Origin of the sequence: Streptomyces zaehneri (assembly GCF_032248645.1) — a bacterium.
Classification (GTDB): Bacteria; Actinomycetota; Actinomycetes; order Streptomycetales; family Streptomycetaceae; genus Streptomyces; species Streptomyces coriariae.
The window spans coordinates 108,315-130,131 of the sequence record NZ_JASTTJ010000027.1 but is presented as its reverse complement, the minus strand read 5'-3'; the positions used below and the strand labels follow the sequence as shown (position 1 = coordinate 130,131).

Annotated in this window: 33 protein-coding genes; 30 read left to right on the top strand and 3 right to left on the bottom strand. The window is 66.9% G+C overall.

The annotated features are described in order from the left end of the window. The first annotated feature begins 3 nt into the window (after positions 1-3). The 27 genes from rplB (at position 4) to truA (ending at position 15,520) form a co-directional block, all read left to right on the top strand. A complete protein-coding gene (gene rplB / locus QQM72_RS34435; RefSeq protein ID WP_020132633.1) occupies positions 4-840 on the top strand; it encodes a 50S ribosomal protein L2 in 837 nt (278 codons plus the stop codon). Between the two features lie 12 nt (positions 841-852). Continuing rightward, positions 853-1,134 carry a 30S ribosomal protein S19 gene (gene rpsS, locus QQM72_RS34430; RefSeq protein WP_020132632.1) on the top strand — a complete coding sequence of 94 codons (282 nt, stop codon included), beginning with the start codon at positions 853-855 and terminating at the stop codon, positions 1,132-1,134. Positions 1,135-1,175: 41 nt separating this feature from the next. Then, complete coding sequence (rplV, locus tag QQM72_RS34425; RefSeq protein WP_003974262.1) at positions 1,176-1,523, top strand: 50S ribosomal protein L22; 348 nt, start codon at positions 1,176-1,178, stop codon at positions 1,521-1,523. Continuing rightward, positions 1,523-2,350 carry a 30S ribosomal protein S3 gene (gene rpsC / locus QQM72_RS34420; RefSeq protein WP_314224738.1) on the top strand — a complete coding sequence of 276 codons (828 nt, stop codon included), beginning with the start codon at positions 1,523-1,525 and terminating at the stop codon, positions 2,348-2,350. The genes rplV and rpsC overlap by 1 nt, the downstream gene beginning before the upstream one ends. A 5-nt stretch (positions 2,351-2,355) precedes the next feature. Continuing rightward, the gene (gene rplP, locus QQM72_RS34415) at positions 2,356-2,775 is read left to right on the top strand and encodes a 50S ribosomal protein L16 (protein WP_006140905.1); all 420 of its coding nucleotides are present in this window, start codon (positions 2,356-2,358) and stop codon (positions 2,773-2,775) included. Beyond that, the gene (rpmC, locus tag QQM72_RS34410) at positions 2,775-2,999 is read left to right on the top strand and encodes a 50S ribosomal protein L29 (RefSeq protein WP_005481220.1); all 225 of its coding nucleotides are present in this window, start codon (positions 2,775-2,777) and stop codon (positions 2,997-2,999) included. The genes rplP and rpmC overlap by 1 nt, the downstream gene beginning before the upstream one ends. Continuing rightward, positions 2,999-3,286 (top strand): 30S ribosomal protein S17, encoded by a 288-nt coding sequence (gene rpsQ / locus QQM72_RS34405; protein WP_057602880.1) that lies wholly within the window; start codon positions 2,999-3,001, stop codon positions 3,284-3,286. The genes rpmC and rpsQ overlap by 1 nt, the downstream gene beginning before the upstream one ends. Before the next feature lie 129 nt (positions 3,287-3,415). Then, positions 3,416-3,784 (top strand): 50S ribosomal protein L14, encoded by a 369-nt coding sequence (gene rplN / locus QQM72_RS34400; protein ID WP_003992364.1) that lies wholly within the window; start codon positions 3,416-3,418, stop codon positions 3,782-3,784. Positions 3,785-3,786: 2 nt separating this feature from the next. Further along, the gene (rplX, locus tag QQM72_RS34395) at positions 3,787-4,110 is read left to right on the top strand and encodes a 50S ribosomal protein L24 (RefSeq protein ID WP_006376030.1); all 324 of its coding nucleotides are present in this window, start codon (positions 3,787-3,789) and stop codon (positions 4,108-4,110) included. Further along, entirely contained in the window at positions 4,110-4,667 is a 558-nt protein-coding gene (rplE, locus tag QQM72_RS34390) for a 50S ribosomal protein L5 (RefSeq protein WP_307661676.1), read from the top strand. The genes rplX and rplE overlap by 1 nt, the downstream gene beginning before the upstream one ends. Before the next feature lie 5 nt (positions 4,668-4,672). Continuing rightward, positions 4,673-4,858 (top strand): type Z 30S ribosomal protein S14, encoded by a 186-nt coding sequence (locus QQM72_RS34385; protein ID WP_030890724.1) that lies wholly within the window; start codon positions 4,673-4,675, stop codon positions 4,856-4,858. 209 nt (positions 4,859-5,067) lie between these two features. Further along, the gene (gene rpsH, locus QQM72_RS34380) at positions 5,068-5,466 is read left to right on the top strand and encodes a 30S ribosomal protein S8 (protein WP_028807312.1); all 399 of its coding nucleotides are present in this window, start codon (positions 5,068-5,070) and stop codon (positions 5,464-5,466) included. Between the two features lie 24 nt (positions 5,467-5,490). After that, a complete protein-coding gene (gene rplF / locus QQM72_RS34375; protein WP_057602881.1) occupies positions 5,491-6,030 on the top strand; it encodes a 50S ribosomal protein L6 in 540 nt (179 codons plus the stop codon). A 3-nt stretch (positions 6,031-6,033) separates the two neighbouring features. After that, on the top strand, positions 6,034-6,417 hold the full coding sequence (rplR, locus tag QQM72_RS34370; RefSeq protein ID WP_020132625.1) for a 50S ribosomal protein L18: 384 nt from the start codon (positions 6,034-6,036) through the stop codon (positions 6,415-6,417). 64 nt (positions 6,418-6,481) lie between these two features. Continuing rightward, a complete protein-coding gene (gene rpsE / locus QQM72_RS34365) occupies positions 6,482-7,087 on the top strand; it encodes a 30S ribosomal protein S5 (RefSeq protein WP_020132624.1) in 606 nt (201 codons plus the stop codon). Continuing rightward, positions 7,087-7,269, top strand: a complete 183-nt coding sequence (rpmD, locus tag QQM72_RS34360) for a 50S ribosomal protein L30 (protein WP_005313525.1) — start codon at positions 7,087-7,089, stop codon at positions 7,267-7,269. The genes rpsE and rpmD overlap by 1 nt, the downstream gene beginning before the upstream one ends. Before the next feature lie 2 nt (positions 7,270-7,271). After that, complete coding sequence (gene rplO / locus QQM72_RS34355; protein WP_020132623.1) at positions 7,272-7,727, top strand: 50S ribosomal protein L15; 456 nt, start codon at positions 7,272-7,274, stop codon at positions 7,725-7,727. A 257-nt stretch (positions 7,728-7,984) separates the two neighbouring features. Next, positions 7,985-9,298 carry a preprotein translocase subunit SecY gene (gene secY / locus QQM72_RS34350; protein ID WP_314224737.1) on the top strand — a complete coding sequence of 438 codons (1,314 nt, stop codon included), beginning with the start codon at positions 7,985-7,987 and terminating at the stop codon, positions 9,296-9,298. After that, positions 9,298-9,960, top strand: a complete 663-nt coding sequence (locus tag QQM72_RS34345; RefSeq protein WP_171398931.1) for an adenylate kinase — start codon at positions 9,298-9,300, stop codon at positions 9,958-9,960. The genes secY and QQM72_RS34345 overlap by 1 nt, the downstream gene beginning before the upstream one ends. A gap of 105 nt (positions 9,961-10,065) precedes the next feature. Continuing rightward, positions 10,066-10,902, top strand: a complete 837-nt coding sequence (gene map, locus QQM72_RS34340) for a type I methionyl aminopeptidase (RefSeq protein WP_310432201.1) — start codon at positions 10,066-10,068, stop codon at positions 10,900-10,902. Between the two features lie 314 nt (positions 10,903-11,216). Continuing rightward, complete coding sequence (infA, locus tag QQM72_RS34335; RefSeq protein ID WP_003948620.1) at positions 11,217-11,438, top strand: translation initiation factor IF-1; 222 nt, start codon at positions 11,217-11,219, stop codon at positions 11,436-11,438. A 73-nt stretch (positions 11,439-11,511) separates the two neighbouring features. Further along, positions 11,512-11,625, top strand: coding sequence for a 50S ribosomal protein L36 (rpmJ, locus tag QQM72_RS34330; protein ID WP_003998809.1), 114 nt, complete (start codon positions 11,512-11,514; stop codon positions 11,623-11,625). 229 nt (positions 11,626-11,854) lie between these two features. Beyond that, positions 11,855-12,235, top strand: coding sequence for a 30S ribosomal protein S13 (gene rpsM / locus QQM72_RS34325; protein ID WP_020132619.1), 381 nt, complete (start codon positions 11,855-11,857; stop codon positions 12,233-12,235). 71 nt (positions 12,236-12,306) lie between these two features. Then, complete coding sequence (gene rpsK / locus QQM72_RS34320) at positions 12,307-12,711, top strand: 30S ribosomal protein S11 (RefSeq protein WP_010354218.1); 405 nt, start codon at positions 12,307-12,309, stop codon at positions 12,709-12,711. A 124-nt stretch (positions 12,712-12,835) separates the two neighbouring features. After that, positions 12,836-13,858 (top strand): DNA-directed RNA polymerase subunit alpha, encoded by a 1,023-nt coding sequence (locus QQM72_RS34315; protein WP_081553201.1) that lies wholly within the window; start codon positions 12,836-12,838, stop codon positions 13,856-13,858. 171 nt (positions 13,859-14,029) lie between these two features. After that, positions 14,030-14,527 (top strand): 50S ribosomal protein L17, encoded by a 498-nt coding sequence (gene rplQ, locus QQM72_RS34310; protein WP_020132192.1) that lies wholly within the window; start codon positions 14,030-14,032, stop codon positions 14,525-14,527. Between the two features lie 135 nt (positions 14,528-14,662). Further along, positions 14,663-15,520, top strand: coding sequence for a tRNA pseudouridine(38-40) synthase TruA (truA, locus tag QQM72_RS34305; protein WP_314224736.1), 858 nt, complete (start codon positions 14,663-14,665; stop codon positions 15,518-15,520). Between the two features lie 28 nt (positions 15,521-15,548). Here truA and QQM72_RS34300 read toward each other — a convergent pair whose 3' ends face one another. Continuing rightward, on the bottom strand, positions 15,549-16,421 hold the full coding sequence (locus QQM72_RS34300) for a hypothetical protein (protein ID WP_314224735.1): 873 nt from the start codon (positions 16,419-16,421) through the stop codon (positions 15,549-15,551). A 439-nt stretch (positions 16,422-16,860) separates the two neighbouring features. On the opposite strand from QQM72_RS34300, the gene rplM reads away from it, so the two are divergent. The 3 genes from rplM to glmM all read left to right on the top strand — a co-directional run bounded on the left by rplM (position 16,861) and on the right by glmM (position 19,497). Continuing rightward, complete coding sequence (gene rplM, locus QQM72_RS34295; RefSeq protein WP_020132189.1) at positions 16,861-17,304, top strand: 50S ribosomal protein L13; 444 nt, start codon at positions 16,861-16,863, stop codon at positions 17,302-17,304. 40 nt (positions 17,305-17,344) lie between these two features. After that, a complete protein-coding gene (gene rpsI / locus QQM72_RS34290) occupies positions 17,345-17,866 on the top strand; it encodes a 30S ribosomal protein S9 (RefSeq protein WP_020132188.1) in 522 nt (173 codons plus the stop codon). A 272-nt stretch (positions 17,867-18,138) separates the two neighbouring features. Beyond that, entirely contained in the window at positions 18,139-19,497 is a 1,359-nt protein-coding gene (glmM, locus tag QQM72_RS34285) for a phosphoglucosamine mutase (protein ID WP_314224734.1), read from the top strand. A 250-nt stretch (positions 19,498-19,747) separates the two neighbouring features. Here glmM and QQM72_RS34280 read toward each other — a convergent pair whose 3' ends face one another. Further along, complete coding sequence (locus QQM72_RS34280) at positions 19,748-20,686, bottom strand: DUF389 domain-containing protein (RefSeq protein ID WP_314224733.1); 939 nt, start codon at positions 20,684-20,686, stop codon at positions 19,748-19,750. A 16-nt stretch (positions 20,687-20,702) separates the two neighbouring features. Beyond that, the gene (coaA, locus tag QQM72_RS34275) at positions 20,703-21,671 is read right to left on the bottom strand and encodes a type I pantothenate kinase (RefSeq protein WP_314224732.1); all 969 of its coding nucleotides are present in this window, start codon (positions 21,669-21,671) and stop codon (positions 20,703-20,705) included. Positions 21,672-21,817: the final 146 nt, after the last annotated feature.

Genomic DNA, 21,817 nt, shown 5'->3' with positions numbered 1-21,817 from the left:
ATAATGGGAATCCGCAAGTACAAGCCGACTACGCCGGGCCGCCGTGGCTCCAGCGTCGCCGACTTCGTCGAGGTCACGCGGTCCACGCCGGAGAAGTCGCTGGTCCGCCCGCTGCACAGCAAGGGCGGCCGTAACAACGCCGGTCGTGTGACCGTTCGCCACCAGGGTGGCGGACACAAGCGCGCCTACCGAGTGATCGACTTCCGTCGTCACGACAAGGACGGCGTGCCGGCGAAGGTCGCGCACATCGAGTACGACCCCAACCGCACCGCGCGCATCGCGCTGCTGCACTATGCCGACGGCGAGAAGCGCTACATCCTCGCCCCGCGCAACCTGTCGCAGGGCGACCGCGTCGAGAACGGTCCCGGGGCCGACATCAAGCCGGGCAACAACCTGGCGCTCCGCAACATCCCGGTCGGTACCACGATCCACGCGATCGAGATCCGTCCCGGTGGCGGCGCCAAGTTCGCCCGCTCCGCCGGTGCCTCGGTGCAGCTGCTCGCGAAGGAGGGCACGATGGCCCACCTTCGTATGCCGTCCGGTGAGATCCGTCTGGTCGACCAGCGCTGCCGCGCCACGGTCGGCGAGGTCGGCAACGCCGAGCAGAGCAACATCAACTGGGGCAAGGCCGGCCGTAAGCGCTGGCTGGGCGTCCGCCCGACCGTTCGCGGTGTGGCGATGAACCCGGTTGACCACCCCCACGGTGGTGGTGAGGGCAAGACCTCCGGTGGTCGCCACCCGGTCAGCCCCTGGGGTCAGAAGGAGGGTCGTACTCGTTCGCCGAAGAAGGCTTCGAACAAGTACATCGTCCGCCGCCGCAAGACGAACAAGAAGCGCTAGGAGCGGGTTTAGATGCCGCGCAGTCTCAAGAAGGGGCCCTTCGTCGACGGACACCTCGTAAAGAAGGTGGACGCCCAGAACGAAGCCGGTTCCAAGAACGTCATCAAGACCTGGTCCCGTCGCTCGATGATCATCCCGGCCATGCTGGGTCACACGATCGCGGTGCACAACGGCAAGACCCACATTCCGGTGTTTGTCACCGAGTCGATGGTCGGCCACAAGCTCGGCGAGTTCTCGCCGACGCGCACCTTCCGGGGTCACGTCAAGGACGACCGGAAGTCGAAGCGCCGCTAACGCGGGGTGGAATGACCATGACAGACACTGGAAGGACAACCATGGAAGCCAGGGCCCAGGCGCGGTACATCCGCGTCACGCCCATGAAGGCCCGCCGGGTGGTGGACCTTATCCGTGGCATGGACGCCACGGAGGCTCAGGCGGTCCTGCGTTTCGCCCCGCAGGCCGCGAGCGTGCCGGTCGGCAAGGTGCTGGACAGCGCCATTGCCAACGCCGCGCACAACTACGACCACACTGACGCCGACAGCCTCTTCATTTCCGAGGCGTACGTCGACGAGGGTCCGACCCTGAAGCGGTTCCGTCCGCGTGCACAGGGCCGTGCCTACCGGATCCGCAAGCGGACCAGCCACATCACCGTGGTCGTCAGCAGTAAGGAAGGAACCCGGTAATGGGCCAGAAGGTTAACCCGCATGGGTTCCGGCTCGGCATCACCACGGACTTCAAGTCCCGTTGGTACGCCGACAAGTCTTACAAGGAATACGTCGGCGAGGACGTCGCCATCCGTCGGATGATGACGTCCGGCATGGAGCGCGCCGGTATCTCGAAGGTGGAGATCGAGCGCACCCGTGACCGGGTCCGCGTCGACATCCACACCGCGCGTCCGGGCATCGTCATCGGCCGCCGCGGCGCCGAGGCCGACCGTATTCGCGGCGACCTGGAGAAGCTGACCAAGAAGCAGGTCCAGCTGAACATCCTCGAGGTCAAGAACCCCGAGGTCGACGCTCAGCTGGTGGCTCAGGCCGTCGCCGAGCAGCTCTCCTCCCGCGTCTCCTTCCGTCGCGCCATGCGTAAGAGCATGCAGTCGGCGATGAAGGCGGGCGCCAAGGGCATCAAGATCCAGTGCGGTGGCCGCCTCGGTGGCGCCGAGATGTCCCGCTCGGAGTTCTACCGCGAGGGCCGTGTGCCCCTGCACACGCTCCGCGCGAACGTGGACTACGGCTTCTTCGAGGCCAAGACGACCTTCGGCCGCATCGGCGTGAAGGTCTGGATCTACAAGGGCGATGTCAAGAACATCGCCGAGGTCCGCGCCGAGAACGCTGCTGCCCGCGCCGGCAACCGCCCGGCCCGTGGCGGCGCCGACCGCCCGGCCCGTGGTGGCCGCGGTGGCGAGCGTGGCGGTCGCGGTCGCAAGCCGCAGACGGCTCCCGCTGCCGAGGCCCCCAAGGCCGACGCTCCGGCTGCCGCTCCGGCTGAGAGCACCGGAACGGAGGCCTGACCGAAATGCTGATCCCCCGTAGGGTCAAGCACCGCAAGCAGCACCACCCGAAGCGCCGTGGTCAGGCCAAGGGCGGTACGACGGTCTCGTTCGGCGAGTACGGCATTCAGGCCCTCACGCCGGCGTACGTGACCAACCGCCAGATCGAGGCGGCCCGTATCGCGATGACCCGCCACATCAAGCGTGGTGGCAAGGTCTGGATCAACATCTACCCGGACCGCCCGCTCACGAAGAAGCCTGCCGAGACCCGCATGGGTTCCGGTAAGGGTTCTCCCGAGTGGTGGATCGCGAACGTGCACCCGGGCCGGGTCATGTTCGAGCTGTCCTACCCCAACGAGAAGATCGCCCGTGAGGCCCTCACTCGCGCAGCCCACAAGCTGCCGATGAAGTGCCGGATCGTCAAGCGCGAGGCAGGTGAAGCGTGATGTCGGCCGGTACCAAGGCGTCCGAGCTGCGCGAACTGGGTGACGAGGAGCTTCTCAACAAGCTCCGCGAAGCCAAGGAAGAGCTGTTCAACCTCCGCTTCCAGGCGGCGACGGGTCAGCTCGAGAACCACGGTCGGCTGAAGGCCGTCCGTAAGGACATCGCGCGGATCTACACCCTGATGCGTGAGCGCGAGCTGGGCATCGAGACGGTGGAGAGCGCCTGATGAGCGAGAGCAACGTGACCGAGAACACCACTGAGGCGCGCGGATTCCGCAAGACCCGTGAGGGTCTCGTCGTCAGCGACAAGATGGACAAGACCGTCGTCGTCGCCGTCGAGGACCGTGTGAAGCACGCGCTGTACGGCAAGGTCATCCGCCGTACGAACAAGCTCAAGGCTCACGACGAGCAGAACGCCGCGGGCGTCGGTGACCGTGTCCTCCTCGCGGAGACCCGGCCGCTGTCCGCCACGAAGCGCTGGCGCGTCGTCGAGATCCTCGAGAAGGCCAAGTAGGTAATTCCCGCAAGGGAATTCCAGTAAGTCGGCCTGCGGGGCATCCCTCGCAGGACAGTTCCGCCAGGCTCCGCAGGGGTCCTCTCACGAGGCCCCTGCGGGGAACCGGCAGACACACAGGAGATAGACGTGATCCAGCAGGAGTCGCGACTTCGCGTCGCCGACAACACTGGTGCGAAGGAAATCCTTTGCATCCGTGTGCTCGGTGGCTCCGGTCGCCGCTACGCGGGCATCGGTGACGTCATCGTCGCCACCGTCAAGGACGCGATCCCCGGCGGCAACGTGAAGAAGGGTGACGTCATCAAGGCGGTCATCGTTCGCACCGTCAAGGAGCGTCGCCGTCCGGACGGCTCGTACATCCGCTTCGACGAGAACGCCGCTGTCATTCTGAAGAACGACGGCGACCCTCGTGGCACCCGTATCTTCGGCCCGGTCGGCCGGGAGCTGCGCGAGAAGAAGTTCATGAAGATCATCTCGCTGGCTCCGGAGGTGCTGTAAGCATGAAGATCAAGAAGGGCGACCTGGTTCAGGTCATCACCGGTAAGGACAAGGGCAAGCAGGGCAAGGTCATCGCGGCCTTCCCCCGTGAGGACCGCGTCCTGGTCGAGGGTGTCAACCGGGTCAAGAAGCACACCAAGGCCGGCCCGACCGCAAAGGGTTCGCAGGCCGGCGGCATCGTCACGACCGAGGCGCCCGTCCACGTCTCCAACGTCCAGCTGGTCGTTGAGAAGGACGGCAACAAGGTCGTCACGCGTGTCGGTTACCGCTTCGACGACGAGGGCAACAAGATCCGCGTTGCCAAGCGGACGGGTGAGGACATCTGATGGCTACCACCACCACTCCGCGTCTCAAGACGAAGTACCGCGAGGAGATCGCGGGCAAGCTGCGTGAGGAGTTCTCCTACGAGAACGTCATGCAGATCCCCGGCCTCGTCAAGATCGTGGTCAACATGGGTGTGGGCGACGCCGCCCGCGACTCCAAGCTGATCGATGGCGCCATTCGCGACCTCACCACGATCACCGGTCAGAAGCCGGCCGTCACCAAGGCCCGCAAGTCCATCGCGCAGTTCAAGCTGCGTGAGGGTCAGCCGATCGGTGCCCACGTCACGCTTCGTGGCGACCGCATGTGGGAGTTCCTGGACCGCACCCTGTCGCTCGCGCTTCCGCGCATCCGCGACTTCCGTGGTCTGTCCCCCAAGCAGTTCGACGGCCGTGGCAACTACACCTTCGGTCTCACGGAGCAGGTCATGTTCCACGAGATCGACCAGGACAAGATCGACCGTGTCCGGGGTATGGACATCACCGTGGTCACCACGGCGACCAACGACGCTGAGGGCCGTGCGCTCCTTCGTCACCTCGGCTTCCCCTTCAAGGAGGCGTGAGCGAGATGGCGAAGAAGGCTCTGATCGCAAAGGCTGCTCGTAAGCCCAAGTTCGCTGTGCGCGCGTACAACCGCTGCCAGCGTTGCGGCCGTCCCCACTCCGTGTACCGCAAGTTCGGCCTCTGCCGTGTGTGCCTTCGTGAGATGGCTCACCGCGGCGAGCTGCCGGGCGTGACCAAGAGCTCCTGGTAAACCCCCTTTTAGGGGTTCCAGAGGCTCTCGGTAAGCAATGGGTGTGTCAGTTGCCCACCTCTTCATGGCTTAGGCTTGGAGGGTTGGGCACCTGACGCCCGTACGACTTACTACGCCGTAGGTCCACCGCGCCGCACCCGTCCCGTCTCGGATCGGGGAGAGGGATGGCGCACCAGGAAACCCCGGCGAGAGAGGCCACAGGCCAATTCATGACCATGACTGATCCGATCGCAGACATGCTGACGCGTCTGCGGAACGCGAACTCGGCGTACCACGATTCCGTGACGATGCCGGCGTCCAAGATCAAGTCTCACATCGCGGAGATCCTCCAGCAGGAGGGCTTCATCACGGGCTGGAAGGTCGAGGACGCCGAGGTCGGCAAGGACCTCACCCTCGAGCTCAAGTTCGGCCCGAACCGCGAGCGCTCCATTGCGGGCATCAAGCGGATCTCCAAGCCCGGTCTCCGGGTTTACGCGAAGTCCACCTCCCTGCCCAAGGTGCTGGGCGGCCTCGGCGTGGCGATCATCTCCACGTCGCACGGTCTCCTCACCGACAAGCAGGCCGGCAAGAAGGGCGTAGGCGGAGAAGTTCTCGCCTACGTCTGGTAGCGGAAGGGAACGGAGGAAACAGCTATGTCGCGCATTGGCAAGCTCCCCATCACGGTTCCCGCCGGCGTGGACGTCACCATCGACGGCCAGACGGTTTCGGTCAAGGGCCCCAAGGGCTCGCTGACCCACACCGTCGTTGCGCCGATCGAGATCGCCAAGGGTGAGGACGGCGTTCTGAACGTCACCCGCCCCAACGACGAGCGTCAGAGCAAGGCCCTGCACGGCCTGTCCCGCACGCTGGTGGCGAACATGATCACCGGCGTGACCCAGGGTTACGTGAAGAAGCTCGAGATCAGTGGTGTCGGTTACCGCGTGACCGCGAAGGGCTCGAACCTCGAGTTCGCGCTCGGTTACAGCCACCCGATCACCGTCGAGGCCCCCGAGGGAATCTCCTTCAAGGTCGAGAACCCCACCCGGTTCTCGGTCGAGGGCATCGACAAGCAGAAGGTCGGCGAGGTTGCGGCCAACATCCGCAAGCTGCGCAAGCCCGACCCGTACAAGGCCAAGGGTGTCAAGTACGAGGGCGAAGTCATCCGCCGCAAGGTCGGAAAGGCGGGTAAGTAAGCCATGGCATACGGACAGAAGATCCTCAAGGGCGACGCTTACAAGCGTGCCGCGATCAAGCGTCGCCACATCCGGATCCGTAAGCACATCTCGGGTACGGCTGAGCGTCCGCGCCTGGTCGTGACGCGCTCGAACCGCCACATCGTGGCTCAGGTCATCGACGACATCAAGGGTCACACCCTGGCGTCGGCGTCGACCCTGGACACGACGATCCGCGGCGGCGAGGGCGACAAGTCCGCGCAGGCCAAGTCGGTCGGCGCCCTGGTCGCCGAGCGCGCCAAGGCCGCCGGTGTCGAGGCTGTCGTATTCGACCGTGGTGGCAACCAGTACGCCGGGCGCATCGCCGCCTTGGCGGACGCCGCCCGCGAAGCCGGACTCAAGTTCTGAGTCGCCCGTCGCGCTAGCGACCTAGGTCGCTGCGTAGCTAGCGGAAAAAGAGAGAGGTAATCCAATGGCTGGACCCCAGCGCCGCGGAAGCGGTGCCGGTGGCGGCGAGCGGCGGGACCGGAAGGGCCGTGACGGCGGCGCTGCTGCCGCCGAGAAGACCGCGTACGTTGAGCGCGTCGTCGCGATCAACCGTGTCGCCAAGGTTGTGAAGGGTGGTCGTCGCTTCAGCTTCACTGCGCTCGTCGTAGTGGGCGATGGCGATGGCACCGTGGGTGTCGGTTACGGCAAGGCCAAGGAGGTGCCGGCCGCCATCGCCAAGGGTGTTGAGGAGGCCAAGAAGCACTTCTTCAAGGTCCCCCGCATCCAGGGCACCATCCCGCACCCGATCACGGGCGAGAAGGCCGCAGGCGTCGTCCTGCTCAAGCCTGCTTCCCCCGGTACCGGCGTTATCGCCGGTGGCCCGGTGCGTGCAGTGCTCGAGTGCGCCGGCGTTCACGACATCCTGTCGAAGTCGCTCGGCTCGTCGAACGCGATCAACATCGTGCACGCGACCGTGGAGGCCCTGAAGGGCCTGCAGCGTCCCGAGGAGATCGCGGCCCGCCGCGGTCTGCCCCTCGAGGACGTCGCTCCCGCGGCTCTGCTTCGTGCGCGTGCCGGGGCTGGTGCGTAATGGCCCGCCTCAAGATCACGCAGACGAAGTCGTACATCGGCAGCAAGCAGAACCACCGCGACACGCTGCGTTCGCTCGGGCTCAAGCGCCTGAACGACGTGGTCGTCAAGGAGGACCGCCCCGAGTTCCGCGGAATGGTGCACACCGTCCGCCACCTCGTGACGGTTGAGGAGGTCGACTGATCATGGCGGAAAGCAACCCGCTCAAGATCCACAACCTCCGTCCCGCCCCGGGCGCCAAGACCGCCAAGACCCGTGTCGGTCGTGGTGAGGCGTCGAAGGGTAAGACGGCCGGTCGTGGTACCAAGGGCACGAAGGCCCGTTACCAGGTTCCGGAGCGCTTCGAGGGTGGGCAGATGCCCCTCCACATGCGTCTCCCGAAGCTCAAGGGCTTCAAGAACCCGTTCAAGATCGAGTTCCAGGTCGTGAACCTCGACAAGCTGGCGGCGCTGTACCCCGAGGGTGGCGAGGTCACCGTCGAGGGCCTCATCGCCAAGGGCGCCGTTCGCAAGAACAGCCTCGTCAAGGTCCTCGGACAGGGCGAGATCTCCGTGGCGCTCCAGGTGACGGTCGACGCCGTCTCCGGTTCCGCCAAGGAGAAGATCACCGCCGCCGGCGGTACCGTCACCGAGCTCGTCTGAACACCACAGGCGTCTCGATGACCTGAACGATCCCGACCGGGGATACCCCACATTTGGGGTATCCCCGGTTGGTCGTTCCTACGGCGGTACTCTCGCCGGTAAGGTGACCTGCACTGCCCACTTTCACAAGATGCTTCCCATGGGGCACCTTGAGCGGCAGTCGACCGTTACACATGTCGTTGTCGTTGTCGTTGTTCTTATTGGACCCTCAAGACCGTCACCCTTGACGCAGACGCGCGGGGGTCGCAGGAGGCACCGTGCTCACCGCGTTCGCCCGGGCGTTCAGGACGCCCGACCTGCGCAAGAAGCTGCTCTTCACGCTCGCCATCATCGTGATCTACCGGCTCGGAACGCATATCCCGATCCCCGGTGTCGACTACACGTCCGTTCAGCGGTGTGTGGACGAGGCGTCCGGCAACCAGGGCCTCTTCGGTCTGGTGAACATGTTCAGCGGCGGCGCGCTGCTCCAGATCACCATTTTCGCGCTGGGCATCATGCCGTACATCACCGCGAGCATCATCCTTCAGCTGCTGACCGTGGTGATCCCGCGTCTGGAAGCCCTCAAGAAGGAGGGCCAGGCCGGCACCGCGAAGATCACGCAGTACACCCGCTACCTCACCGTGGCGCTCGCCATTCTCCAGGGCACCGGCCTGGTGGCCACCGCCCGCAGCGGCGCCCTGTTCTCCGGTTGCACGGTCGCCTCGAGCATCGTCCCGGACCGCGCGATCTTCACCACCATCGTCATGGTCATCACCATGACCGCCGGTACGGCCATGGTCATGTGGCTCGGTGAGCTCATCACCGACCGCGGTATCGGCAACGGCATGTCGATCCTGATGTTCATCTCGATCGCCGCGACCTTCCCCTCGGCCCTGTGGGCCATCAAGAAGACGGGCACGCTCGCGGGCGGCTGGATCGAGTTCGGCACCGTCATCCTGGTCGGCCTGGTCATGGTCGGTCTGGTGGTCTTCGTCGAGCAGGCCCAGCGCCGTATCCCCGTGCAGTACGCGAAGCGCATGATCGGACGCCGTTCCTACGGCGGTACCTCGACGTACATCCCGCTGAAGGTGAACCAGGCCGGCGTGATCCCGGTCATCTTCGCCTCGTCGCTGCTCTACATCCCGGCTCTCGTCGCCCAGTTCTCCAGCGGAACCTCCAGCTGGAAGACCTGGATCGAGACCAACCTGACCAAGGGTGACCACCCGATCTACATCAGCATGTACTTCCTGCTGATCGTTTTCTTCGCGTTCTTCTACGTGGCTATCTCCTTCAACCCCGAGGAAGTAGCCGACAACATGAAGAAGTATGGTGGCTTCATCCCGGGCATCCGGGCTGGCCGACCGACCGCTGAGTACCTCTCCTACGTACTCAACCGGATCACCTGGCCGGGTTCGCTGTATCTGGGTCTGATCGCTCTCGTACCGACGATGGCGTTGGTTGGCTTCGGGGCAAGCCAGAACTTCCCGTTCGGTGGTACCAGCATCCTGATCATCGTGGGTGTCGGTCTCGAGACGGTGAAGCAAATCGAGAGCCAGCTCCAGCAGCGCAATTACGAAGGGTTCCTCCGCTGATGCGTATCGTCCTCGTCGGGCCGCCGGGCGCCGGAAAGGGAACGCAGGCCACACGTCTGGCCGAGAAGCTCCGCGTTCCGCACATCTCCACGGGCGACCTGTTCCGCGCCAACATCAGCCAGCAGACGGAGCTCGGGAAACTCGCGAAGTCCTACATGGACGCCGGCAACCTCGTCCCCGACGAGGTCACCATCGCCATGGCCAAGGACCGCATGGAGCAGCCGGACGCCGAGCGCGGCTTCCTGCTGGACGGTTTCCCGCGCAACGTCTCGCAGGCCGAGGCGCTCGACGAGCTCCTCACCATCGAGGGCATCAAGCTGGACGCGGTACTGGACCTGGAGGCCCCGGAGGAGGAGGTCGTCAAGCGGATCGCCGGCCGGCGCATCTGCCGTAACGACTCCTCGCACGTCTTCCACGTGACGTACAAGAAGGCCGCCAAGGAAGGCGTCTGTGACGTCTGCGGCGGCGAGCTGTACCAGCGGGACGACGACTCCGAGGAGACGGTCCGCACGCGGCTCGAGGTCTACCACACGCAGACCGAGCCGATCATCGACTACTACAAGTCGCAGGGCCTGGTCGTGACCATCGAGGCCATGGGCCCGGTGGAAGAGGTCACCGCCCGTGCGCTGGCCGCACTGAAGCGTGAGGGCGACGACCAGTAGTCGTCGCTCCCCGTACGGCCGTGGAGTCCTTCGGGACACCACGGCCGTACTGTTGTGTGCATACGTAACCCGACCGACCTGAGTGACGGAGAGCGCAGGCCCCCCATGGTGCAGATCAAGAGCCCCGAGCAGATCGCCAAGATGCGTGAGGCGGGGCTGGTCGTCGCCGCCATCCACGCGGCCACGCGCGAAGCTGCGGTGCCGGGGGCGACGACGAAGGACCTGGACGACGTCGCCCGTAAGGTCCTGGCGGAGAACGGCGCGAAGTCGAACTTCCTCGGCTACGGCGGCTTCCCCGCGACGATCTGCACCTCGGTGAACGACGTGGTGGTGCACGGCATCCCCTCCGACGAGGTCGTCCTCAAGGACGGCGACATCATCTCCATCGACTGCGGCGCGATCGTCGACGGCTGGCACGGTGACGCGGCGTACACGGCGTTCGTCGGCTCGGGGCACGCTCCGGAGCTGATCGAGCTCTCCCGGGTGACCGAGGAGTCGATGTGGGCCGGCATCGCCGCCATGAAGACGGGCGGCCGGCTGGTCGACGTCTCCCGCGCGATCGAGACGTACATCCGGCGTCAGCCGAAGCCGGGCGGCGGGCGCTACGGCATCGTCGAGGACTACGGCGGCCACGGCATCGGCACCGAGATGCACATGGACCCCCATCTGCTGAACTACGTCGACCGGCGGCGGGGCAAGGGGCCGAAGCTGGTTCCCGGCTTCTGCCTGGCCATCGAGCCGATGGTGTCCCTGGGCACCCCGCGGACCGAGGTCCTCGAGGACGACTGGACGGTCATCACGACCGACGGGACGTGGTCCTCGCACTGGGAGCACTCGGTGGCGTTGACGGAGGCCGGGCCGCTGGTGCTGACGGCTGTCGACGGTGGCAAGGCGAAGCTGGCGGAGCACGGGGTCGTGGCGGCGCCGGACCCCCTCGCCTGAGGTTGCCCCACCCGGGGCGCGCTGTGGGGTTTCCCGCCCCCGCCGCCACTTCCCTTCCCGGCCCTGGGGGCTGTGCCCCCAGGGCCCCTGTCGGCCTGCACGGCCTCGTCCTCAAACGTCGGACGGGCTGGGACCCCGTTGTGGGGCGGGGGCTTCGCTTAAGGATCTCCTCTGTGGGGCAGACTTCCGGATTCGTGTTTCCGGGGGGCCTGACGTAGACTGACTCGTCGGCTCTCGTGCACCCGCATGTCTGCATGCACCCCTAGGGGAAACGCAGGGGAGTCGATCAAGGTAGTCGATTCGAAGGGCGAAGCGTGGCCAAGAAGCAAGGTGCCATCGAGATCGAGGGCACTGTCGTCGAGTCTCTTCCGAACGCCATGTTCAAGGTCGAGCTCCAGAACGGCCACCAGGTCCTGGCACACATCAGCGGCAAGATGCGTATGCACTACATCCGCATCCTCCCTGACGACCGGGTCGTGGTGGAGCTGTCTCCGTACGACCTGACGCGTGGCCGGATCGTCTACCGCTACAAGTAGATCTTGCCCAGGTCTCCGTGCGCCCGGTCGGGCGTTCGGGGCTGTCGGCAACTGACCCGGAGAACCTCACCCAATGAAGGTCAAGCCGAGCGTCAAGAAGATCTGCGACAAGTGCAGGGTGATCCGCCGTCACGGTCGGGTCATGGTCATTTGCGAGAACCCGCGCCACAAGCAGCGCCAGGGCTGATCGCTTACAGATCACACCCTCTGCATCGATATCGCAGAGACTTCGCGCGACGCGAGCTGAATTTGTTCATACGCAGATCCCAGGCGGGTTCTCCCTCCTGATACCCCCGGCTCGGAGGCCGGGGACCCATCCGTACCTAATCCCCGGTCGCTCGATGAGTGACACGAGGAGGCCGGCGGGTGGGAGACGGTTCTGCGGAAGACCTCCGAAGATCAACTGGAGCCATTGAATGGCACGCGTTTCCGGTGTCGACATCCCGCGCGAAAAGCGTGTGGAGGTCGCCCTCACCTACGTGTTCGGCATCGGCCGGACCCTCTCCCAGGAGACGCTGGCAGCGACCGGCGTCGACCCGAACACCCGCGTTCGCGACCTCTCCGAGGAGCAGCTCGTCGCGATCCGCGAGTACGTGGACGCCAACATCAAGACCGAGGGTGACCTTCGTCGCGAGATCCAGGCCGACATCCGCCGCAAGGTCGAGATCGGTTGCTACCAGGGTCTCCGTCACCGTCGTGGTCTGCCTGTCCGCGGTCAGCGCACCAGCACGAACGCTCGTACCCGCAAGGGCCCGCGTCGCGCCATCGCCGGCAAGAAGAAGCCGGGCAAGAAGTAGTCCTCAGCGGGACAACGCTTCATCAGCGGTCTTCGCTGTAGGACCGACCACCTCCCCGTAGGAGTTTGTAGATGCCCCCCAAGGGTCGTCAGGGCGCTGCCAAGAAGGTGCGCCGCAAGGAAAAGAAGAACGTCGCGCACGGCCAGGCGCACATCAAGAGCACGTTCAACAACACGATCGTGTCCATCACGGACCCGGCCGGAAACGTGATCTCGTGGGCCTCCGCCGGCCACGTCGGTTTCAAGGGCTCGCGCAAGTCCACGCCGTTCGCCGCGCAGATGGCCGCCGAGTCGGCTGCCCGTCGCGCGCAGGAGCACGGCATGCGCAAGGTCGACGTCTTCGTCAAGGGCCCGGGCGCCGGTCGTGAGACCGCCATCCGCTCCCTGCAGGCGACGGGCCTCGAGGTCGGCTCCATCCAGGACGTCACCCCGACCCCGCACAACGGCTGCCGCCCGCCCAAGCGTCGCCGCGTCTGACGCACGGTTGTCTCAGGTTTGACCGGGGTCCGGGCGGTACGTCTCCTCGGAGGCGTGCCGCCCGTACCCTTGCATTAGCAGCAGGACGTCAAATAGCGGGCGTCCATGACTGAAGGATCGCAACATGCTGATTGCTCAGCGTCCCTCGTTGACCGAAGAGGTCGTCGACGAGTTCCGCTCCCGGTTCGTGATCGAGCCGCTGGAGCCGGGCTTCGGTTACACCCTCGGAAACTCCCTCCGCCGGACCCTCCTGTCCTCGATCCCGGGTGCGGCGGTCACGTCCATCCGTATCGACGGCGTGCTGCACGAGTTCACCACCGTGCCGGGCGTCAAGGAGGACGTCACCGACCTGATCCTCAACATCAAGCAGCTGGTCGTCTCCTCGGAGCACGACGAGCCGGTCGTGATGTACCTGCGCAAGCAGGGTCCGGGTCTGGTCACCGCCGCCGACATCGCGCCCCCGGCCGGTGTCGAGGTGCACAACCCCGACCTCGTCCTCGCCACGCTCAACGGCAAGGGCAAGCTGGAGATGGAGCTGACCGTCGAGCGCGGTCGCGGTTACGTCTCCGCCGTGCAGAACAAGCAGCTCGGTCAGGAGATCGGGCGCGTCCCGGTCGACTCGATCTACTCGCCTGTTCTCAAGGTCACGTACAAGGTCGAGGCCACGCGTGTCGAGCAGCGCACCGACTTCGACAAGCTGATCGTCGACGTCGAGACCAAGCAGGCGATGCGTCCCCGTGACGCCATGGCCTCCGCCGGTAAGACGCTGGTCGAGCTGTTCGGTCTCGCCCGCGAGCTGAACATCGACGCCGAGGGCATCGACATGGGCCCGTCCCCCACGGACGCCGCTCTCGCCGCTGATCTCGCCCTGCCGATCGAGGAGCTCGAGCTCACCGTTCGGTCGTACAACTGCCTCAAGCGTGAGGGCATCCACTCCGTGGGTGAGCTCGTCGCCCGGTCCGAGGCCGACCTGCTGGACATCCGTAACTTCGGTGCGAAGTCCATCGACGAGGTCAAGGCGAAGCTGGCCGGCATGGGCCTCGCGCTCAAGGACAGCCCGCCCGGATTCGACCCCACCGCCGCGGCGGACGCGTTCGGCGCGGACGACGACGCGGACGCGGGTTTCGTGGAGACCGAGCAGTACTAGTCGCTCCGCGAACCGGCCGGATGTGGCTGCGGGACCGTCATCGCCGGTCGCGCAGTTCCCCGCGCCCCTTCCAGGCCCCTCCGGGGGTCTGGATCTTCGACAGACAACCGTCTGCTCGGATACTGACCCCGGTACCTGATACGGCCGGGGCAGACACCTAGGAGAAAGACCATGCCGAAGCCCACCAAGGGTGCCCGTCTGGGCGGCAGCGCCGCGCACGAGAAGCTGCTCCTCGCGAACCTCGCGAAGTCGCTGTTCGAGCACGGCCGCATCACCACCACCGAGGCGAAGGCGCGCAAGCTGCGTCCGTACGCCGAGCGTCTGGTCACCAAGGCGAAGAAGGGCGACCTTCACAACCGTCGTCAGGTGCTCCAGGTGATCACGGACAAGAGCATCGTGCACACGCTCTTCACCGAGATCGGCCCGCGCTACGAGAACCGCCCCGGTGGCTACACCCGCATCACCAAGATCGGTAACCGTCGTGGCGACAACGCGCCCATGGCCGTCATCGAGCTGGTCGAGGCGCTGACCGTCGCGCAGCAGGCCACTGGTGAGGCCGAGGCCGCCACCAAGCGTGCGGTCAAGGAAGACAGCCTCAAGAAGGACGAGGCCGTCGAGGACGCCAAGCCGGCCGACGAGGCTGCGGCCGAGGAGTCCAAGGACGCCTGAGGCATCGCCTCGCAGTGGACGGGTCTGCCCTTCGGGGCGGGCCCGTTCCGCGTTTCCCAAGGCGTTTCCGAAGGCGTTCGCGGAGGCGTTTCGGAAGGCGTTCTCCGAAGGTCGCAGGCTTGAGAGGATCCAGGAGTGAGTGACGAAGTACAGCCCGGGTTCGTACGGGTGCGGATGGACCTCTCGTACGACGGGAGCGGGTTCTCCGGGTGGGCCAAGCAGGCCGGCGGACGGCGGACCGTGCAGGGCGAGATCGAGGACGCGCTGCGGACCGTGACCCGGTCGGGGGAGACCACGTACGAGCTGACCGTGGCCGGGCGGACGGACGCCGGTGTGCACGCACGCGGGCAGGTGGCGCACGTCGACCTGCCGGAGGACCTCTGGAGCGAGCACCGGGAGAAGCTGCTCAAGCGGCTCGCCGGGCGGCTCGCCAAGGATGTGCGGATCTGGTCCCTGGAGGAGGCGCCCACCGGGTTCAACGCGCGGTTCTCGGCGGTCTGGCGGCGCTACGCGTACCGGGTCACCGACAACCCGGGGGGTGTCGACCCCCTGCTGCGCAGCCACGTCCTCTGGCACGACTGGCCGCTCGACGTCGACGCCATGAACGAGGCCGCCCGGCGGCTGCTCGGCGAGCACGACTTCGCCGCCTACTGCAAACGGCGGGAGGGCGCGACGACCATTCGTACGCTCCAGGAGCTGAGCCTGGTGCGCGGCGAGGACGGGGTAGTCACCGCGACCGTCCGGGCCGACGCCTTCTGCCACAACATGGTGCGTTCGCTGATCGGGGCGCTGCTGTTCGTCGGCGACGGGCACCGCGGGCCGGAGTGGCCCGGGAAGGTGCTGGCCGCGGGCGTGCGGGACTCGGCCGTGCATGTCGTACGGCCGCACGGGCTGACGCTGGAGGAGGTCGGCTACCCGACCGACGAGCTGCTCGCCGCACGCAACAAGGAGGCGCGCAACAGGCGGACGCTGCCCGGGGCCGGGTGCTGCTGACCTGCCGGCCCCGCGTCGGCGTCCGCGGTCAGTTCGCGGCCGCCGCCGACGCCTGGGCCTCGCCGCGCTGGCGGATCCGCTGGAAGGTGAACTCCGCGAGGTCGTCGCCCGCGGCGAAGACGGCCGTGTCCTTCGTGGTCACGTCCTTGGCGTCCGTGAAGCCGGTGATGGTGAAGTAGGCGTACCGGCCGTAGGAGTTGGTCGTCGAGCGGCAGATCGCGCCGTCGCAGAAGGTCTTGACGTCCCCGCCGGTGAGGGCCTTGACGATGCTCTGCTTGTCGGCCTGGCTCTTGACCTTGAGGGCCTGTGCCTCGGTGTCGAAGACCGCCACACCGACGGTGACCGCGATGTTGCCCTTGGTGTAGGTGATGCGCATGAGGCGGGTGCAGTCATTGGCGGTGAGCACCTTGGGCAGGGTGCCCTGGACGCCCGTGGCGCAGGTGGTGCTGTCGGCCTTGGGGCCCTTCTTGTACACGGCCGATCCCATGGTCAGCTGCGTGCCGGGGAAGAGCAGGTCCGGCCCGTTGGGGGCGGTGTCCTTGGCCTTGCTGGCGACGAACTCCTTCGGGTCCAGCGGGGGCGGGGCGCTGGTCGGCGCGAAGGAGGGCGTGGTGGACGCGCTCGGCAGGCCGGTCGCGGGCACTGAGGAAGTCGGCTTGTTCGCCTCGTCGCTGCCGTTCGCCGACACCACGGCCATGGCCACGGCGGTGCCGATGGCGACCGTGGCGAGCACGCCGCCGCCTATGAAGAACAGCCGACGGCGTCTGTTGCGCGTCTCGGACGCCTCCGCGAGCGCGGCCCAGTCCGGGGTCCTGCCGTCATCACCGCTGGTCCACGGCTGCTGGGAGTTCGGTTTCCACGGATCCCACTGGGACTGAGGTCCCCCCTGCCCATAGCTCATGGGCCGCATCTTAGACGGGGAGCGGGGGATGCTGTTCCGCCTCAACCGGCGCCGAAGTCCGCGGTGTTCCCGGCGCGAGTGCGGGCAAACGTGACATCTCCGGGTGGTTGGTGCGGCATATTCGCAGGCCGCGACCTGTAGTGTGGCGCAGGCCACTCCGGGAGGGGGTTTCCGGGGGCGGGTTCCGGTCAGGCTGACATGCTCACGTGTGATCGGATGGCAGGCCCGTTTTGACCCGGCCCCCGAGACGCGGGTATCCTGCATCTTCGTTGTGTATTGGCTTGCTCTTCTCACGGGACGGGCCCTTACACCGGTCCACCGGGCCGATGACCAGCGACCAGCACGCGGTTTGCGTCACCGCAGTGCGGTCTGGGCTGTCGTGATCGTCTTCGGTGACCTTGTCAGGACCAATTCACTGAAGAAGCGAAGGCTACGAACCGTGCGTACGTACAGCCCCAAGCCCGGCGATGTGACGCGCCAGTGGCACGTCATCGACGCTCAGGACATCGTCCTGGGCCGTCTCGCCACCACTGCCGCGTCCCTCCTCCGGGGCAAGCACAAGCCGATCTACGCGCCCCACGTCGACACCGGTGACTTCGTCATCATCATCAACGCCGACAAGGTGCACCTCTCCGGCAACAAGCGGACCCAGAAGATGGCGTACCGCCACTCCGGGTACCCGGGCGGTCTGCGCTCCGTGCGCTACGACGACCTTCTCGCGAACAACCCCGAGAAGGCCGTCGAGAAGGCCGTCAAGGGCATGCTCCCCAAGAACACGCTGGGCCGTCAGATGCTGTCGAAGCTGAAGGTCTACAAGGGTGACGTGCACCCGCACGCGGCTCAGCAGCCCGTGCCGTTCGAGATCACCCAGGTCGCGCAGTAATTCCGGCCACACCCCTAGCTGAAAAGAACTGAGGAGAACCGTGGCCGAGACCACTGCCGAGCAGCCGCTCGAAGAGACCGAGCTCGTCGACATCGACAGCTACACCACCGAGTCCGAGGTCCCCGTCGAGGGTGAGTACACCTCGGAGTCCCTGGCCTCCCGCTTCGGCGAGCCCCAGCCGGCCGCCGGCCTGGGTCGCCGCAAGAACGCCATCGCCCGCGTCCGGATCGTTCCGGGCACCGGCAAGTGGAAGATCAACGGTCGCACCCTCGAGGACTACTTCCCGAACAAGGTGCACCAGCAGGAAGTCAACGAGCCCTTCAAGGTGCTCGAGCTCGAAGGCCGCTACGACGTCATCGCCCGTATCTCGGGTGGCGGCGTCTCCGGTCAGGCCGGTGCGCTCCGTCTCGGTGTCGCCCGCGCGCTGAACGAGGCCGACGTCGACAACAACCGCGGCGCCCTCAAGAAGGCCGGCTTCCTCACGCGTGACGACCGTGCGGTCGAGCGCAAGAAGGCCGGTCTCAAGAAGGCCCGCAAGGCCCCGCAGTACAGCAAGCGCTAGGCTTCGCTGCCTGCTCGTACGTATTCCGGGTCGGACCCGCGCGGTTCGCTCGTACGTACTCCGAACGCCCCGGCGGCACGCCACAGTGTCGCCGGGGCGTTCGTTTTCTCGCAGCCGTGGGCGTATAACGGCACAAGGTGCTCAAAGGCTTGTGTGATCGGATGTTCAGGGCATCCAATGCCTGGACGCGGAGCCGCCGTCGACCGACTGATCGGTCGATCGTCCGACGCACCCGCACGGCTTTTGAAACTGACGCTTCCTCAGGAGGACAAGTGGGACGACTCTTCGGCACGGACGGCGTGCGCGGTGTCGCCAACGCGGATCTGACGGCGGAGATGGCGCTCGGCCTGTCCGTCGCGGCGGCGCATGTGCTGGCCGAGGCGGGCACGTTCGAGGGTCACCGGCCGGTGGCAGTCGTCGGACGGGACCCGCGCGCGTCCGGGGAGTTCCTGGAGGCCGCCGTGGTGGCAGGCCTGGCGAGCGCCGGCGTGGACGTGCTGAAGGTCGGCGTGCTGCCGACGCCCGCGGTCGCCTATCTCACCGGAGTGCTGGGCGCCGACCTCGGCGTGATGCTCTCCGCCAGCCACAACGCCATGCCCGACAACGGCATCAAGTTCTTCGCCCGCGGCGGCCACAAGCTGGCCGACGAGCTCGAGGGCAGGATCGAGTCCGTCTACGACGAGCACCGCACCGGCGCGCCCTGGAGCCGGCCGACCGGCAGCGGCGTCGGACGCGTGCGGACGTACGACGAGGGCTTCGACCGCTACGTCGCGCACCTCATCGCCGTGCTGCCCAACCGGCTGGACGGGCTGACGATCGTCCTCGACGAGGCGCACGGCGCCGCCGCCCGGGTGTCGCCGGAGGCGTTCACGCGGGCCGGCGCGGAGATCGTGACCATCGGGGCCGAGCCGGACGGGCTCAACATCAACGACGGGTGCGGGTCCACGCACCTGGACAAGCTGAAGGCCGCGGTCATCGAGCACGGGGCCGCCTTCGGCATCGCGCACGACGGGGACGCCGACCGGTGCCTCGCCGTGGACCACACGGGTGACGAGGTCGACGGCGACCAGATTCTCGCCGTGCTCGCGCTGGCCATGCGGGAGCGGGGCGCGCTGCGGTCCGACACCGTTGTCGCGACCGTCATGTCCAACCTCGGCTTCAAGCTGGCCATGGAGCGGGAGGGGATCCAGCTCGTGCAGGCCGCCGTCGGCGACCGGTATGTGCTGGAGGAGATGAAGGAGCACGGGTACGCGCTCGGCGGCGAGCAGTCCGGGCACGTGATCATCCTCGACCACGCGACGACCGGTGACGGGACGCTGACGGGGCTGATGCTGGCGGCTCGGGTCGCCGAGAGCGGGCGTTCGCTGCGGGAGCTGGCCTCGGTGATGGAGCGGTTGCCGCAGGTGCTGATCAATGTGCCCGACGTCGACAGGTCGCGGGTGGGGGACTCCGCCGAGCTGGCGGCTGCCGTCGGCGAGGCGGAGCGGGAACTCGGTGCCACCGGGCGGGTGCTGCTGCGGCCTTCCGGGACCGAGCCGCTCGTGCGCGTGATGGTCGAGGCCGCGGATATCGACCAGGCTCGGTCTGTCGCCGGGCGGTTGGCCGATGTCGTCAAGTCGGCGCTGGGTTAAGCGGCGGGGCCGGTCTTCGGGGCGGGTTCGGGGCGGGGTTCTGTGTGTTGCGGGCTGCGGCAGCGTCGTGGCTTGTCGCGCGGTTCCCCGCGCCCCTGAAGGTGCTGCGCCTGGGCGGTGTTGACCGTTGCGTCGTGCCTCTGAAGGCCGTGTGGCCGGCGGTGTCGACCCGTTGCGTGGTGCCTTTGACGGCCGTGTGGCCAGTGGCGACGACCCGTTGCGTCGGGCCCTTGAGAGCAGGGCGCTCGCGCTAGGTCGCGTCGACCCGTTGGCGTTGTCTGGACCAGAGCCATTTCTGGGCCAGCAGGGTCAGGGTGCCCGCCAGGATGATGCCCAGGAGGTTCAGCAGGAGTTGTTCTGTCGAGCCCCGGGTCTGTGTCATGTCGCCGAAGCTGAGGGCCACGGCGGCGTTGGCGGCTGCCGGGACCGTCGTGACCGAGATGGCCACGCCCACCAGGGCGCCGGACTTCGCCGAGGTCAGGGAGAGGGTGCCGGCGGCGCCCGCCAGGACGGCCACGATGAAGGAGAAGGCGTCGGGGGCGTAGACGAAGCCGGTCTGGGGGCGGTCGGCCTCCAGTTGCTCCTTGCTGAACAGGTCGATCGCGTCCATGAAGAGGCTGAAGCCCACCGTCGCCGCCATCGCCACCGCGAAGCCGACCAGCAGGGCGATCAGCGAGCGCAGGGCCAGGCGGGGAGCGCGCTGAACGATCGAGGTGCAGACGCCGGCCAGGGGGCCGAACTCCGGGCCCACGGCCATCGCGCCCACGATCAGGACCGCGTTGTCGAGCACCACACCGCAGGCCGCGATCATCGTGGCGAGCGTGATGAACGCGAGATAGGTGACGGAGAGCGTCGACTCCTCGTGGGTGGCGTCCGTGAGGTGCTCCCACAGGACCGCGTCGGCGCCTTCGCCCGGCGCCTCCGCCTCGGCCTTGTCGGCACGCAGCGAGAGCGACAGGTCGATGTTCTCCACGGCGATCGAGCCGGTCTCGTCGAGGCCCAACTCCTGTAGTTTGGTGAGGAGTTCGTCGCCGGCTTCGCGTGCCACGTCGCACATCACGACATCGCCGGCCGGGTTGCGGGCCGCCCCCGGCACCACCACGAGGTGGGTGGTGCCGACGGTGTTCTCGATCAGGGCGACCACGTCGTCGGTTCTGCCCGACGGGGTGATCAGACGCAGGTGCAGCATGGAGGCAGGGTAGCCGTCAGAGTTTTCGCAGGCTCAGGCGCTGCACCTTGTGATCCTGGCCCTTGCGGACGATCAGGGTGGCCCGGCCCCGGGTGGGCGCGATGTTCTCCACCAGGTTGGGCTTGTTGATGGTGCGCCAGAGGGTGCGGGCGTAGTCGACGGCCTCGTCCTCGGAGACCTGGGTGTACTTCCTGAAGTACGAGTCCGGCTTCTGGAAGGCCGTCTGACGGAGTTTCCGGAACCGGCTGAGGTACCAGCGCTCGATGTCCTCGGCGCTCGCGTCGACGTACACGCTGAAGTCGAAGTAGTCGGCGAGGCCGACGCGGGTGCGGCCGTCCTTGCCGGGCAGGGCGGGCTGAAGGACGTTCAGGCCCTCGACGATGAGGATGTCGGGGCGCCGGACGGTGAGCTTGCGGTCCGGGACGATGTCGTAGATCAGGTGGGAGTAGACGGGCGCGGTGACCTCGCCCTTGCCCGCCTTGATGTCGGCCACGAAGCGGGTCAGCGCGCGGCGGTCGTAGGACTCGGGGAAGCCCTTGCGGGACATCAGCCCGCGGGCCTCCAGTTCCCTGGTGGGGAGCAGGAAGCCGTCAGTGGTGACCAGCTCCACGCGGGGGTGTTCCGGCCAGCGGGACAGCAGGGCCTGGAGGAGCCGGGCGACGGTCGACTTGCCGACCGCCACCGAGCCCGCGACGCCTATCACGAACGGGGTGCCGGACTGGGAGCCCTGCTCGCCGAGGAAGGTGTTGAGGGCGCCGCGCAGGCCGTCGGTGGCGCCCACGTAGAGATTGAGCAGGCGCGACAGCGGCAGGTAGATGTCACGTACCTCGTCGAGGTCGATGACGTCACCGAGGCCGCGCAGCTTCTCGACCTCCTCGGCGGTCAGCGGCAGCGGAGTCTTCTCGCGCAGCGCGCTCCACTCGGATCGGGTGAGGTCGACGAAGGGAGTCGCCTCCGGCCTGTGCCGGTGGGCGCTCCGGGGCATCGGGGAGACCGGAGAGATCACAGTCCATTGTTAACGGAGTTTGAACAGGATGGTGGGTGGGGTCCGTCACGCCCGGCCGAGAGGGCGTACAGCCGTGGGAATTTCCGAAATCGGGCACGCGGAGGCTCTTTGTGGGCGTGATTCGG